General features: G+C 43.3%; 15 protein-coding genes and 1 tRNA gene. All 16 read right to left on the bottom strand.

What is annotated here, in order from left to right; genetic code table 11:
- Window positions 1-2: 2 nt before the first annotated feature.
- The 16 genes from G7Y46_RS02795 to lspA all read right to left on the bottom strand — a co-directional run bounded on the left by G7Y46_RS02795 (window position 3) and on the right by lspA (window position 15,280).
- The gene (locus G7Y46_RS02795) at window positions 3-437 is read right to left on the bottom strand and encodes an FHA domain-containing protein (protein WP_165060143.1); all 435 of its coding nucleotides are present in this window, start codon (window positions 435-437) and stop codon (window positions 3-5) included.
- Window positions 438-485: 48 nt separating this feature from the next.
- Entirely contained in the window at window positions 486-1,880 is a 1,395-nt protein-coding gene (locus G7Y46_RS02790) for a D-alanyl-D-alanine carboxypeptidase (RefSeq protein ID WP_165060140.1), read from the bottom strand.
- On the bottom strand, window positions 1,870-2,292 hold the full coding sequence (locus G7Y46_RS02785; RefSeq protein WP_165060137.1) for an amino acid-binding protein: 423 nt from the start codon (window positions 2,290-2,292) through the stop codon (window positions 1,870-1,872). The genes G7Y46_RS02790 and G7Y46_RS02785 overlap by 11 nt, the downstream gene beginning before the upstream one ends.
- Window positions 2,293-3,606, bottom strand: coding sequence for a phenylacetate--CoA ligase (locus G7Y46_RS02780; protein ID WP_165060135.1), 1,314 nt, complete (start codon window positions 3,604-3,606; stop codon window positions 2,293-2,295).
- 17 nt (window positions 3,607-3,623) lie between these two features.
- A complete protein-coding gene (locus G7Y46_RS02775) occupies window positions 3,624-5,894 on the bottom strand; it encodes a VanW family protein (protein WP_165252286.1) in 2,271 nt (756 codons plus the stop codon).
- 5 nt (window positions 5,895-5,899) lie between these two features.
- Window positions 5,900-6,565: a CDP-alcohol phosphatidyltransferase family protein gene (locus G7Y46_RS02770; protein WP_241155932.1), complete on the bottom strand. Its 666-nt coding sequence runs from the start codon at window positions 6,563-6,565 to the stop codon at window positions 5,900-5,902.
- Window positions 6,566-6,680: 115 nt separating this feature from the next.
- Window positions 6,681-7,049 carry a 4Fe-4S binding protein gene (locus G7Y46_RS02765; RefSeq protein ID WP_165060131.1) on the bottom strand — a complete coding sequence of 123 codons (369 nt, stop codon included), beginning with the start codon at window positions 7,047-7,049 and terminating at the stop codon, window positions 6,681-6,683.
- Between the two features lie 6 nt (window positions 7,050-7,055).
- Window positions 7,056-8,144 carry a nickel-dependent hydrogenase large subunit gene (locus G7Y46_RS02760; RefSeq protein WP_165060129.1) on the bottom strand — a complete coding sequence of 363 codons (1,089 nt, stop codon included), beginning with the start codon at window positions 8,142-8,144 and terminating at the stop codon, window positions 7,056-7,058.
- Window positions 8,144-8,689, bottom strand: coding sequence for an NADH-quinone oxidoreductase subunit C (locus G7Y46_RS02755; RefSeq protein WP_165060127.1), 546 nt, complete (start codon window positions 8,687-8,689; stop codon window positions 8,144-8,146). The genes G7Y46_RS02760 and G7Y46_RS02755 overlap by 1 nt, the downstream gene beginning before the upstream one ends.
- 5 nt (window positions 8,690-8,694) lie before the next feature.
- A complete protein-coding gene (gene nuoB, locus G7Y46_RS02750) occupies window positions 8,695-9,138 on the bottom strand; it encodes an NADH-quinone oxidoreductase subunit NuoB (RefSeq protein WP_165060124.1) in 444 nt (147 codons plus the stop codon).
- 11 nt (window positions 9,139-9,149) lie between these two features.
- Entirely contained in the window at window positions 9,150-10,055 is a 906-nt protein-coding gene (locus G7Y46_RS02745) for a complex I subunit 1 family protein (protein WP_165252284.1), read from the bottom strand.
- Between the two features lie 9 nt (window positions 10,056-10,064).
- Window positions 10,065-11,981: an NADH-quinone oxidoreductase subunit L gene (locus G7Y46_RS02740; protein ID WP_165252282.1), complete on the bottom strand. Its 1,917-nt coding sequence runs from the start codon at window positions 11,979-11,981 to the stop codon at window positions 10,065-10,067.
- A 288-nt stretch (window positions 11,982-12,269) separates the two neighbouring features.
- Window positions 12,270-12,346 (bottom strand) — tRNA-Pro (locus G7Y46_RS02735).
- A 52-nt stretch (window positions 12,347-12,398) separates the two neighbouring features.
- A complete protein-coding gene (gene coaBC / locus G7Y46_RS02730; protein WP_241157022.1) occupies window positions 12,399-13,604 on the bottom strand; it encodes a bifunctional phosphopantothenoylcysteine decarboxylase/phosphopantothenate--cysteine ligase CoaBC in 1,206 nt (401 codons plus the stop codon).
- A gap of 115 nt (window positions 13,605-13,719) precedes the next feature.
- The gene (locus G7Y46_RS02725) at window positions 13,720-14,733 is read right to left on the bottom strand and encodes an RluA family pseudouridine synthase (protein ID WP_165060116.1); all 1,014 of its coding nucleotides are present in this window, start codon (window positions 14,731-14,733) and stop codon (window positions 13,720-13,722) included.
- 1 nt (window position 14,734) lies between these two features.
- Window positions 14,735-15,280 (bottom strand): signal peptidase II, encoded by a 546-nt coding sequence (gene lspA / locus G7Y46_RS02720; protein WP_165252278.1) that lies wholly within the window; start codon window positions 15,278-15,280, stop codon window positions 14,735-14,737.
- Window position 15,281: the final 1 nt, after the last annotated feature.

Raw genomic sequence — 15,281 nt, 5'->3', positions numbered from 1 at the left:
TACTAATTTTCAAAAACAAAAGCGAATGACCCGATTTGTATCACATCGCCATCTTGCAGTGTTTTTGCTTCAACATTCATATTGTTAACCCACACGCCGTTAAATGATCCATTGTCGCGTATAACATAGCAATCATCTTCACGAGTTATGGTGGCATGTGCACGCGAAACAGTCATATCATTCAAGAATATAGTGCATTTCGGATCTCGACCAATAGATGTAAGACTTTGAGAAAGTGTATACGACACACCTACTTGCAATCCGCGAATAGTACGCAGAGATGCTCGCCCGGTGCGTTCATTATTGTTGGCTTCAAGCGGCTGAGAGGGCACCGGCTGAAAGCGGCTGGTTTTACCAATAAGGTTAAATCCGCATACACGGCAAGTGTTATCCCTCGGGGTAATTTGCGATTGGCAAACCGGGCATTTGTCGCTCATTATAAATTCCTATCAAGCGGTAAAAGTATTTATAACAGTCTAAACCTTTTAAAGAATTATCGGAGTATCGTTAAGGATAATCGACTTGGCACTTGTACTTGCCCCGGTGAATAAACTTAAAAATCTCTCCCAACCTATGTGCAGCGTATCTAAAACACCCGGAGGTTCAACTTTTTCACAAGAAACAATGTCTTGTTCGGCTATTAGTTCGTTATGTTGCCAAAAATAGGCTTTTCCTATAACTTCGCCTACTTCAACCGAACCGCCAACATCAAAAAACTCAAAACTTTGACTGACGTTACCTTTTAATTCAAAAATGCGAACCGTAGCATCGGGGTTTGCAAATGTAGCGTTTACTGTTTTGTCTAGCCATCCAGAAAGAGCAACTTTTGCAACTACGGGAACTTCAGTCGCACTTCCTATATTGGCACTTACAATCTCTTCGCTGTTAGCCAATTTATAGTCGGTTTTATACTTGTAATACCAGTTGAAAAGAGTAGTTGTATCGGTAAAGCGCTGCGATTCGGAAGGTGAATTTAACACTATTGCATAAATGTATCCATCTCCCCTATTGCACGCTCCTGCAAAACAAGCACCCGCAAGTTCTGTATATCCCGTTTTGACACCACATGCGCCCTCGTAATTACCAAGCAGTAAGTCGGTGGTTAGAACTTCTACAGTTGTGGTAGCGCCACCTCTTTCAACAGGAATTTGCGCCGAACTCATATCTACTATCGAACGGAATAGTTCATTTTGCATAGCGTAAGCAACCATTTTCGCCACATCGGCAGCAGTAGAATGAAGATCGCCTGCATATTTATCAAAATCAAGCCCGTGTGGGTTTTCAAAAACGGTATCTGTGCACCCTATGCTTTGAGCCATTTCGTTCATTTTCTTTACAAATGCCGCATTGCCATCTTCATCGCTCTTAGCTCCCAAGATGCTTTTGCCAAGGCTTTCAGATATAGCCAAAGCCGCATCGTTTCCCGATGGAATCATTAGTGCTTTAAGGGCATTCTCTAAACTAAGCACATCTCCTACAAGAAGCCTAGCGCTAGATTCTCCAACACTACCCGCATCTTGCGTAACCGTTACTTTTGTATCTAGTGGAGCAATATCTAGCGCAACAATTGCGGTCATAACCTTAGTAATAGAAGCAATGTTGGCGCGATCATAAGCGCCTCGCGCAAATAAAACCTTACCATCTGGGTCAACTAATATCGCATGTTCAGCTTCAATTGAAGGGCATAGAGATGCGCTTAACGATCTTTCAGCAACTGATGAACTGCAAATCCAATCGCTACTTTTTACTTCCGCTAAAGCTTCAGTTGTAGGTATAGATATAGAAAATATAAGGGCGAAACATAGCATGAATGCGCACGCTATAGAGCGCACGCATTCTGTACAGGATTTATGAACGACAGAGCTTATTTTAGATGGCATATATCTCGCCATGCTCCACGATGTCAAAATTCGCGTCTCTTAATTTCTGTTCAACATCTTCGCCGTTTATCTTGAGTACATCTATTGCACTTTCATCTTTAACAGCGAAACAATAGGCGTATTCAATATTCATATCAGAGTCATCACAGAAGCGCAAAAGACGCGCCAATCCACCCGGTTCGTTAGGAATCCGAACGGCTACTACAGGAGTTACCGAAGCCTTAAAACCTGCATCTGTTAGAAGTTTGGCGGCTACATCTGGTGTGTCACAAAAAACGCGCGCTACGCCAAAATCTTGAGTGTCAGCCAAATATAGAGCATGCATATTGATATTGGCATCAGCAATGGTTGAAACAGCTTTCGATAAATGCCCCTTCTCGTTCTGAAGGAAAATGCTTAACTGAGATACCATCTACGCCTCCTGACCTCTAAGGTCGATAACTCGCTTCGCCTTCCCCATTGATCGCTCAATAGTCTTAGGCTCAACGATTTTTACATTCACGTTCACTTGCAAATTACTCTTAAGTTCAGCTTGCAATCTTGCTTTCAAATCTTCTAGCTTACGCACTTCGTCTATTTGGAAATCAGGTTCAGTTTCCACCTGAAGCTCTATAGAGTCAAGTGGTCCTTTGTTTGTAAGAATAATCTGATACTGCGTAGCAATTTCAGGGAACGCAGTTATAACTTGCTCGATCTGGCTTGGGAATACATTCACACCACGAATAATAAGCATATCGTCAGTGCGACCACGCAAGCGATCAATTTTGCGATGCGTGCGACCACAAGCACACGGTTCGCTAATAATGCGAGTAACATCGCGTGTTCTGTAGCGAATCATGGGGCTGCATTCGCGTGTAAGTGTGGTTATAACCAGCTCTCCCCATTCACCATCGGGAAGAACTTCACCGGTATCAGGATCTACAATTTCGCAATAGAACTGGTCTTCTGCAATATGCAGACCTCCGCGCTCTTTGCATTCCATTGCCACGCCCGGTCCCATTATTTCGGATAAGCCGTACACGTCGCAATATTGAATACCAAGCTTGTCAGATATTTCTTGACGCATGTTCTCAGAGCAAGGCTCCGCACCAAATATGCCACCCGAAATCTTAAATTCAGTGGCAGGATTGTAGCCCATCTCTATTGCCGTATCGGCTATTAAGAGTGCATACGACGGAGTGCACGCCAAAATGTCGGTTTCGCAGTCGCGCATCATCTGAACTTGACGTTTTGTGTTGCCAGAAGAAGTGGGGATAACTGTACAACCCATAGCCTCGCCACCATCATGTGCTCCAAGACCGCCTGTAAATAAGCCATATCCATACGACACTTGTATAGTAGACTTCTCGGAGCCGCCAACCATAGCAATACCGCGAGCAAAGCAATTTCCCCAATTGTCTAAGTCGCGTCTTGAGTGACCCACTACTGTTGCCTGCCCAGTTGTTCCAGAAGATGCATGGATGCGTGCAATATCTTTATTTTCTAGCGCAAACATACCGAATGGATACGCATCACGCATGTCTTGCTTCACTACAAAAGGAAACTTCTGAATATCTTCAAGAGTTTGAATATCATCAGGAGAAACACCTGCATCGTCGAAGCGCTGCCTGTAAAGGTCAACATTGTCATACGCATGACGCACGCTCCATCTCAGATTTTCAAGTTGCTGCTCGCGCAATTTTTCGCGCGGCATAGTCTCAATTTCGGGTTGAAAATACTCGCCCATGCATGTCCTCCTAAATACTACGTGCTAGTTTGTGACTCTTGATCAAGATCGACTGGGGTATTTGGACCAGTCACTATAACCTTGTTCACTGGTGAGTATACGGAATCAAAGCGGTCTTTGCGCACTACGTTCCCATTTTCATCGGTTACTGTACGTGTTACGTATATGCTTACGCCATTAGTGCCCATAGTTTCTGTTTTCTTATAGCCTTCTGGTTTAGTATCATCAACCTTCACTTTGGTTTTGAACTTTTCACCCTCCACCCAATCGGCGGTATACGACTTTACAGAATAACCCGGAGAAACCCCATAAAGCGCAACAGATACAGTAGTATCTGTATAGCTGGTTCGAAGCAATACATCAGAACCTGAATCGTTTGTCCATCTTAGGTCTTTCACCGGATACGCTATGGCAGCATCGCGACCATCGGGATAACTGTTCATTCTAAGCGAGTGATTATGGCGCTCATTTACCGGAAAACCAGATTCGTATACAGCATTGAATACCGTTGTTGATACCTGACAGACCCCTCCACCGGGCGCAGCAACTATTTCGCCGTTTACAATGTTGTTCGCATCTTTATAGCCTTTTTCCGGAGTACATTCCCCTACCAACGCCGAAAAAGACCAAGTGCCACCATTTCGCCCTATGACAGAGTTTTGCAGATAGTCTGCTGCCAGACGAATATTCGAGTTACGATTCTGCGTAGATTTCGTATTCGTATAGCTTGTTGTATAAAGCGATATACGCGTGATAACCCCATTGGCATATGCTTCATCAAATGTAAACGGTCCTTCAACAATAGCTGTATCTATAGGAATATCAAATCTAGTGCCGCGTTGTTCGTATGCACCATTTTCACGAAACGCTCCAAATAGGTTGCTGTCAAGAGTTTTTACCGCGCTGTCTACCGACGGTATAACAACAGGTGCATCAGGAATAACACTTACGCTGTCGCCTGATACCTGAAAACTTACGGCTATATCGTTTCCGGTTTCTCCCTCTGTTAGTGAAGAAGCTATGGATTTCGATGCATCATCTAAGTTGAAATATGGCGAAAGGAAATAAGCATCGCCACGCGCTACTACATCGGTAGAAACCCAATCGCCCATCATATCCGCCGATGTTTCTAACGTATTGCCATCATATGCAAACGTAGCACCATCTTTTATAGCGGAATTTACAGCGTCGCAGGTGCTTTGAGCAGCCTGCTCATCAATTCGCATAGGGGTAAAAACGAGTTTTGCAACCATAGTTTGACGCTCGGCAGCATCAGCTAAAAACTTTTCGGTAATTTCTTCGCGAAATTCCGCTTCGTTTATCATATTTCCGTCATTGCCCGGAGTGGTTTTTGCCACACCGTCTTCTACTTCTATATTCCAATCAACCCTGATCTGACCTAATGAAGAATCAATATCTTCAACCAGTTTTCTTAAATTTTCGTCGCTGAAATTTAAGTATACGGGAATGTCCCACCCGAATATGGCAGCCGATAGTCTATCTATTATGTTGAAACTGCGTCCAACATTTAGCGCTTGTTGGACAAGTTCATCTGTTGGGACGCTAGCCCCTAGCGATTCAGCATTTGCTCTCCACATTTGCTTTGAAGACTTAGAATCTTCAAGCGATATTTGCTCAGCTAATGCTTCCTCTTCTAGTAAGAGTTCATCAATATTGGCTGATTGCTCTGTTTCCTCACTATCAAAGATAAATACGGTGGTTGCCTGCAGATTGTCAGCGTATTTTGCATTGACAGTATCTTGCGCCTCTTGTGTCGTCATTCCAGAGACATCAACTTCGCCTATTTGAACGCCATGTCTAATATGTCCAGCTGAAACGATGCTATCTACTCCAAAACCAACAACTCCAATCAGAACAAGAATAACTGCAATACACGCTATGCGACTTTTTTTCCATAGCGCAGAAAATATATTTCCTGTCCTGTTTGAACCAGATTTTTTGGTATTAGCGGCATGCTTTCTTTTAGTGGTAGATGTTAAATGTCTAGGTGCAGATGATTGCGATCTATAAGAAGACGTTGAAGAATAATGCGAACCATATCTAGAAGATGAAGTAGATCTTCTAGGTGATTCATAAGATGAACGCGGCATAGCACCAGATTGGCGTGCGGTTGATTGACTTGCCCGCATCCGTGTTGATGCCGAATTTCTAGTTCGCGATGAAGATGAAGCTGCAGGACGACTAGTATTTCGACTTACACTTTGACGCGAAGCGCTAGTTCTTGTTGTGCGATTTTGCTGTCTTGTACGACGATATCTATCATCCACAAGAATCAACTTGCCTTTACATTATCTGCATGAAGCGCATTGTTCAATTTCTTCCACGCCACAATACAGTAATAAACTGTGACCCCAATTTGCAATGCAAGCCCAATGTAGACACACCATATTCCCCAAGAAACAGGTTCAATGCCAAATCCCGGAAGCCATGAAACGCTAAATAGACCTAGCCCCGGAACAAGAGGCGTATTTAGCAGCAATCCAGCTAGTCCGAAGAATAAAAATGTTGTAGCAAATTTACCCGGATAAATAACTGCAACACTTATACCAAATTTTGACAATAACACAGAACCGCCAATGAGCAGAAATAGTTCTCTGGCAAAAATGAGAACCATAATCCATAGGGGTAAATTTCCTATAGCAAAAGCACCCACTACACCGCTTATCATAAGAATAGTGTCAACAGCAGGATCTAATAACTTGCCCAATTTCGAAACAGAGTGAGTGCGCCTTGCAACTTGCCCATCTACAAAATCGGTAGCAGCTGCAAAAGCAAAAATAATAGTAGCTGCAATATTGTATCCAGCAAAAAGTACAAAAAAGTAAACCGGCACAAGACATAGTCTCGCAAACGAGATTACATTAGGTACAGTAAAAATCTTATTACTTACCTGTTCCTCCGTTGCGACAACGCCCTGTTCGACCATTCTTGTTTTCATACCCCAATTCGTAGCTTAAACAATCTGATATGAGCCAATTCAGGTCATTCTAGCAGCTAAAAGAAGAATATTGAAGATAAGCGATTTTATCTTGCCAAACATCACACTGAATACATTATGCTTGTTCCTGTTTAGCAGCCTTTTTGTCGGGAACATCTAAGTCAATGCTATATTTCGCATCCCCAGCAGGCGTACACTGTGGTTGCATGCTTAAACATTTCGTAGGACACGCCCGAACACAGCTTCCGCATTGCACGCAAGAAAATGGATCAATTACCCAACGTCGTATTTTCTTGTCAACCACAATGCAATTACAGGGGCATACGCGCTGACACATGCCACACAATATGCATTCCTCAACATTGTTGAGGACATGACCCTTCTGACAAGCGTAAGGCTCTTTTGTCTGAACTGGATAAAGCAGAGTTTCGGGCTTTTTGAATAATGATCCGAAAGTCATACCACCTAATTTGAAACTTCCCACGACACTCTACCTTTCCGTGCAGCTAATACATGGATCGATTGTCAGTATTATCATGTTAACGTCTGCCAAATCGCACCCTTTAAGAGCAACGGTCATGCCGGCTAAATTCTGAGATGTTGGCGTTCTCATCCTCATACGTTCAAGATATTTCGAGCCATTTCCTCTAGCATAGTAATAGCATTCGCCACGGGGCTGCTCTAAAACATTTGATGCCTGCGCACCCGCTTCCGGATTGCCTTTTACTTTAACCGCAATATCGCCCTCAGGAATTTTTGCACTTAGCTCTTTTATGATGTCGATAGACTGAAGTACCTCTAAACAACGCACCTTAACGCGCGCATAGCAATCTCCCTGCGCATCTAAGATTGGCTGGAAATCGGACAAATCGCCATAGGCGCCTCTGCCAAACAAACGCGCATCATAGTTAACGTTTGAAGCGCGCGCAAATGGACCAACAATACTAAGATTTACAGCCTCTTCCTTGGAAATAAAGCCAACTCCAACTGTTCTATTCTTGATTGAATAATCAGTTAGAAGAGTTTTCATAATTTTGCTGTACTCATCTTTTATTCCGTCTAGCACTTCACAGATCCACTGAAGCGTGGCAGAGTCCATGTCGCGGACAACGCCCCCAACCGACACTACAGACAATATTACGCGTCCGCCTGTCGTCTTTTCAAATATATCTAAAACACGTTCGCGAAGTCGCCAACAATGCATAAACATACTTTCAAAGCCAAATGCATCAGCTGCTAAACCCAACCAAAGCAAATGAGAATGTATCCTAGAAAGTTCATGCCAAATTACACGTAAATATTGTGCCCGTTTAGGCACTTCTACATTCATTAGGCTTTCTACAGTTTCGGCATATCCAAGCGAATGACCCATAGCGCATATACCGCATATACGCTCTGCTACATAAATGAATTGATTGTAATCGCGTGTCTCAACTAGCTTTTCAAGCCCACGGTGAACAAAACCAATTTGAGGAATACAATCAACAACGGTTTCATCTTCTACTACAAGATCTAAATGTAGCGGCTCTGGTAGCACTGGGTGCTGAGGACCAAAAGGTATAACGGTTGCCTTTCCCATTATTCAGCCTCCTTTTGCGCAGCTTTGGCACGCTTTGCTTCCATAGCAGCACGAACTTTTGCAGCCTTTTCAGGATCCATAGCGGCTAGTTTCGCCTCCATGTCAGCATCGGATGCGTTTTGAGCGTCTTTCTCTTTCTTGGCAGCTGCCACAGCTTTTGCCTTTGCTTCTTTTTCGCGACGCGCAAGCTGCTCGGGAGAAATTATCGTCATCGGCTTATCGCAAGATAATCTATAAAATTTTCCATGAAAATCTATCGGCATACCCGTAAACGATATACCGAACAAATCGTGTATTTCGTTTTCGCAAACAAAAGACTCTAGAAAAATATCGCCAATAGATTCAAGTTGCCCATCGCGAGGCATATCCTTAACAACAAGATTTTGCAAATTGCCATCTAGCATGTACGAATAGATTACATCGACTCCGTTATCTAAATTCACAGCTAATATTTGAACATAGCGCCAGCCGCTATCTTTACGGCGTTGCGCCTCTGCATGCACATCCTGCGCAGCAAGTTCTTCAAAACTCTGCTTGAATTCCATCTGCCCTACCTCGCCTTCTCGGTTGCTTTAAGACTGGCAGCTTTTTCATCCAAAACGGCTACGCCTTTAACGATTGCATCTATAAGCGTTTCGGGGCGAACAGCGCATCCGGGAGCATAAACATCTACAGGAATTGCCTGATCCACACCGCCAATTACGTTGTAGCAGTCTTTGAAAATGCCTCCTGTGCAGGCACAGATTCCGCAAGCCACTACCACTTTTGGCTCTATCATCTGGTCGTATATCTCACGAACAACACTTATGTTTTGCTCGTTTACCGACCCGGTAACAAGGAATATATCGGCATGTTTCGGGTTTCCTGTGTTTATAACGCCAAAGCGCTCACCATCAAACCCGGGGCAGAGGGTCGCCAGTACCTCTATATCACAGCCATTACAGCTTGATCCGTCATAATGAATAACCCATGGCGATTTTGAAGCATATCCCACAGTAGAGCTCCTTACATGTATGCCAGAACAGCAATATTTACGCCACCTATAAGTGCAACCACCCATGCCGATTTCAGCATAAACTGCCACTTCACACGAGCGAAATTATTGTCAATTAATATTTCAATGAAATAAACCACTAAAGCAACTGCTATAGCAATTAGAACAGACCACCACGTACCCCAGATGAAAAATACACCAACCCATCCGAGGAAAAGCACATTTTCACACCAGTGAAGTATTTCAACTAAAGCCAACGTAGGACCGCTCATTTCGGTAGTAATGCCCCGAACAATTTCTTGATGAGCATGGTGCGACATTGATAAATCGAACGGAGATTTACGCAGTTTAATTGTCAATATAAATAACAATCCAATGAATACCGGCCATACATAAGTTATAACCGGAACATTCAGCATGAATGCTGAAGATACATTGAAAGACCCCAAACCATCTAGCGGCAAAATTAAAGCTGTAGCCATATAAAACGCAACGGCAAATATAAGCACCATCGGCTCATACGACATGACTTGTAAAGTTTCGCGCGATGCTCCAACCTCAGAATATGGCGACCTGCTAGACCATGCAGCCATTATTAAAAACAGACTAGAAAGCGTAATAACAAATACGCACATTAGTAGGTTGCCGCCTGAAAAGAAAATTCCACCCGCTAAACATGCAAATATAAAAGCGCACACAACATAGGCACCTTGCACAGTATTAACAGACACCTTTTCTTTACCCATTAGCTTGCGCACATCATAGTAAGGCTGCAGAAGCGGTGGTCCAACTCTACCCTGCATACGTGCAGAAATTACGCGATCAACACCGGCGAGTAAACACCCTACAACAGGAGCAATAATAGCAAACACCACGCTTGCTGCAATTGTTATGATAAGTCCTTCAAAGAATTCCATGAAAGCCTCCTAAATAAGCGTGATGCCAACAAGGGCAAGCACAATGGCGCAACACATTATCACGCTGTTGAATATGACTCCCACAGGCGCTATGCGCGCTTCTCCGAATATATCGTTCATATACCAATTCCGAGCTGTTGCTACTGTTTGCCCAGAAAGTGAATTCTGGAATTCGCGCTTTTCGTTATCTTTGCTAACGCCAGCCAAGTAAATATCTACCTGACGTGCCTTTGAGCGCCCAAGACCAGCAAACAGAGCAATCACAACTACAACAACACAGATACTTGCAATGAACAAATTATCAAATGAAATGTCTTGTCCTAAGAAGCCGTAAACCTCTACCACATAAGGTTCAACCATATATGCAGATATAACAGGCAAAGCTACGCATGCGAAAACTAATAAGATAGCCATAAGCATAATAGCTATCCATTCGCTTACATGCACATCTAGTTCAACATTTTTAGGTTGCCCAGCAACTCCAGCCAACTTTCCAAGCCATTTTGCCCAGAACATAAACGTTGCAGCTGAACCGAAAGCTAGAATCAAAATAAGCGCCACTTGGTCCATATTCACAAACGAAACCAATGCTGCCCACTTTGCTACCAGCATACCGAATGGAGCGATAAACATGCACATTATGCCAAGCATCATTAAACGAGCTAGACGCGGCATGCGCTCAAAGAGCAAATCCATGTCTTCAATATCGCGGCTACCGATGTGATGTTCTGCCGTGCCAACACAAAGAAATAGCAAACTTTTCGCTATTGCATGGAAAACAATTAAGAAAATAGCCGCCCATACAGCCTCTGGCGTGCCAACACCGGCGCACATTGTTATAAGACCTAAGTTGGCAATTGTTGAATACGCCAACACACGCTTGGCATTGCTTTGCGAAATAGCCATAAATGAACAGAGCAAAAACGTAACGCCACCCACAAGCATTACCATAACTGAAGCAATTGGGTTTAAAAGGAACAGCGGAGCTAACTTCACAAGCAAAAATACGCCGGCCTTAACCATTGTGGAAGAATGCAATAGTGCGCTTGTAGGCGTAGGTGCCACCATAGCGCCAAGCAGCCATGTTTGAAATGGCATTTGAGCCGCTTTTGTTATTCCCGCAAATGCTAAGAAAGTAATTGGTATAGCTACAATTTGCGGATTGTTTATACCAATCGATAGGAAATCGGCAAAAGAAAGCGTGCCTACCTGTGCGGCGCAAAACCAGAGAGCCACAATGAAACCTATGCCGCCAGCTAGGTTCATTATGATCTGGCGAAATGCATTGCGTATAGCTTCTTCTGTTTTGGTATAACCGATTAGCAAGAATGAGCAAAGTGTTGTTACTTCCCAAGCGGTGAACATCCAAGACATGTTGTTCGAAAGAACTATCGCAAACATCGCAGATAGGAATATGAACATTATTGCAAAGAAAGTCGGTCTGCGATCTTTGGCTGTTTCGGGCTCGTGCGCTTGGAAGTCTTCCATATAGCCTATCGCGTAAACGCAGATGCCTGAACCAATTATTCCAATTATGAGAGACATTATTACGGAAAGAGAATCTACATACAGCCCAAATTCCACTTCCATCTGGCTTGCAAATGAGAATTCAACATACAGTACAACGACCATTTGTATTAAAGCCAATATTGCAGCAAAGACATTCTTATACTTAACCGCAAATGCCACAATAATAACAACACATATACAGCTGACAGCAGTACATAAATAATCAACAATCTCAGATGCAAACTCGAAATAGACAGCTTGTGCGCCCATATATGTAGCTGCTAAAACTATTGATCCGCACGCTATGGCTGCTCCAGATATATAGACTATAACGTTGCGCGCTGTATTTTGCCTTATAAGCAAAAGCGCCAAAGCAGCTATCAACGGGAAGATTATCAGAAAACCGATGATTTGCATCCGCTATGTTCCCTTCTTGTTTTCCTAAACTAGGAATGACCGACAGTTATTCAGAGGTATAGAATAACGTTTTCCTTATACGACTTTACTATTTAAGACTTCGCTGAAAGTGTTCACGGGAAACATAGCAGTCATTTGTTCGGCGAGGGGTTTGTTGGATCAAAACTGTCAAATATGAGCGGCGTAATAACAAGCGCGAATGGCAGAACACCCTCTTCTTCAATACGTAATTTGCAAATAGCACTAAAAAACCTGAACCGGAAATTCGGTTCAGGTTTTTAAATTTAATGGTCGGGACGACAGGATTTGAACCTGCGACCCCTTGACCCCCAGTCAAGTGCGCTACCAAACTGCGCCACGTCCCGTAAATTACTGCGAAAAAGCAGCTTGTCTATTCTAGCGTAAAATCATATCGTTTCAAGAGGAATGTGATAACAAGTTGCATGCTTTATTGATTATATGGCGGGCAAGTTCTATCTTAGGCATCATCTCTAGTTCTTCAACACCAGCGCGCGTAACTAACATAGCTTTGTTATTATCGGTTCCAAATGCAATGCCTGCACCCACTTCATTTGCAACAATCATATCGGCATTTTTCAATTTAAGTTTACTAAGTGCATTTTCGCGAATATTGCTGGTTTCAGCAGCAAAACCTATTATTACTTGACTGTCTTTTTTAGATTCTGCCAGAGTTTTTAGTATATCTGGATTGCGCACCATGCGTAACTCACACAGCGCCGCATCATCTATACCCTTTTTCAACTTTCCTTCCATTTGTTCAGCCGGTCTAAAATCTGCCACAGCAGCTGCACAAATAACAATATCTGCATCATGCGATGCGTTTTCAGTCGTATAAAGCATTTGCTGTGCAGTTTCCACCGAAACAACTTTTGCCTCTCGCGGATAAACTGCAGAAACCGGTCCGCTAACAACCTCAACATTTGCGCCCGCCTCTAAAGCAGCCAATGCCAAAGCTGCACCCATTTTGCCACTGGAACGATTTGAAATAAAACGCACTGAATCTATCGGTTCAATAGTTGGACCAGATGTTATTAATACTTTTCGCCCATTCAATAGTTTGGTATTTTTAACAGACTTCTCCAGTATGGAAATAGTCGCATCGGCAATGTCTTGCGGATCGGGCAACTTTCCCAACCCTACATCTCCGCATGCAAGATAACCGCTACTAGGATCTAACACATAAAAGCCGCGTGCCTTTAACTTTTTAATATTTTCTTGCGTTGCCACGTTTTCATACATATGCACATTCATAGCTGGTGCCACAATAATAGGTGACACACATGCAAGCGCTGTCGATGTAAGTAAATCATCTGCAATACCACACGCAAGTTTTGCCAAAATATTGGCTGTACACGGAGCTATTAAAAAAGCATCACATTCTTTGGCTAGTCTAATATGCACAATAGCATCGTCCAAGTTGCCAAATGTATTCAGCGCAACTGAATGCCCCGAAAGTGCGGCAAATGTCTGCTCTCCTACAAACGAAGTAGCAGCTTTTGTCATAACAACCGACACATCTGCACCGGCTTTTTGAAGCGCACGCAATATTTCGCAAGATTTGTAAGCCGCTATACAACCTGTAACTCCCAGAAGAATCTTCATTGCGTACATCTCCTTTTACTGCTAGCCCTACTCAATTAAATTACATCAGCGAAACCGTGAAGGCAAAGTGAAGGCTGCACGACTTCTGAACGCAGCCTTCCCGGTCTTAAATAGCCTATTGCACAATATCGGCAAGCTCGCGCCCCGCATCGGTAACACCAAGCGATCTTTCTCGAATCGCTTCCAAAGCATCCATTAAATCGGTCGGAATATGATCGCGGAAAGACATGCTCTTAGCTGTAATGGGATGATTGAACGCTATGCAACAGGAATGCAAAAATTGCCTAGACAAACCAAGCTGGGCACGTCTATCTCGCGGCATACCTGTTGTATATGTCTGATCGCCCACTACAGGATGCCCGGCATATTGCATATGTACGCGTATTTGATGTGTTCTGCCCGTGAATAATTTACATTCCACCAATGTATAACCGTTATCATGCGCGTTGCCCGAAAAACGTTCTAACACTCTAATAGTAGTTATAGCATCACGCGCTTTTGGAGAATCTATTACTGCCATTTGCGTGCGTTCACTGGGATGACGCGCAATAGGAGCATCTATCATGGCTGTATCATGTGGAATTATTCCATGCACCAACGCAACATAGCGTCTATCAACTTCACGTGTTCGTATGGCTTCCATTAACACTTCGCCAGCAACGTTGCTTTTCGCTGCCAGCATAAGACCACTGGTGTCTCCATCAAGTCTGTGCACTATACCGGGTCTATCATTATCACCCTGAACATTACACAAATTTTGCGAACCACAGTGATTGATAAGAGCATTCACCAGTGTTGCTGTGTTGTGATCGGCAGAGGGATGCGTAAGCATTCCTGCTGGTTTGCTTAGCACAATCATGTCGTCATCTTCAAAACGAATATCTAAAGGAATAGGCTCACCAATAATTGAAAACTGAGAGACTTCTTCATCTAGCTCACATACTATAACGTCTCCAACACATACTACATGGCTTTTCAATGCAGGTTTTCCGGAAATTAATACGCATTTTTTCGATACTGCTTTAGCGGCTGACGAGCGGCTTTTATACAAACCAAGTTCAGCCAAAAGCAAATCTATCCTTTTGCCGCAATCCGCATCTGTTGCAACATGACATACTGAACGCGCCATATTAATTAGCACCATTCGTTCGACAATCGCTGCGCGATTCAATCATTAAAGCAACTAACACAACAACAATGCCACAAGTAACGCCCATGTCAGCCACATTGAATACTGGAAAATCTATGAACAATAGCTGTATAAAATCAATTACATAGCCGTTCACAATACGGTCTATCAAATTCCCCACCCCGCCCGCAAAAACAAGCGCTAAACCTACAGCCATCATCGCGGATGAAGAAGGAGCAATTACAAACAAATACAAAACAATAACCGCACACATAATAAATGAGAAAATAGCCAGCGCTTGCGTCATACCGCCAAATATTCCCCACGCGCCGCCTGTGTTATGGATAAGTTTTAGACCCAAAACACCGGGAATTGGCTCTGCGATAACCTGCCCCGGGGTATACACATTAAATATGGTCTTACTAAGCTGGTCGGTAATAAAAAGCAATGCGGCTACAACAATAAATATAACCGCATTGCGACCACGTTTAGCGGACACTTCTTTATCTGCTTCATTATTACTTAAGCTAAAAGAGCTCATACACATC

Source organism: Adlercreutzia sp. ZJ304 (genome assembly GCF_011039075.1).
In the GTDB taxonomy this organism is placed as follows: domain Bacteria; phylum Actinomycetota; class Coriobacteriia; order Coriobacteriales; family Eggerthellaceae; genus Adlercreutzia_A.
Note: the sequence above shows the minus strand (reverse complement) of the source record. Positions and strands in the feature narration are given on the sequence as shown.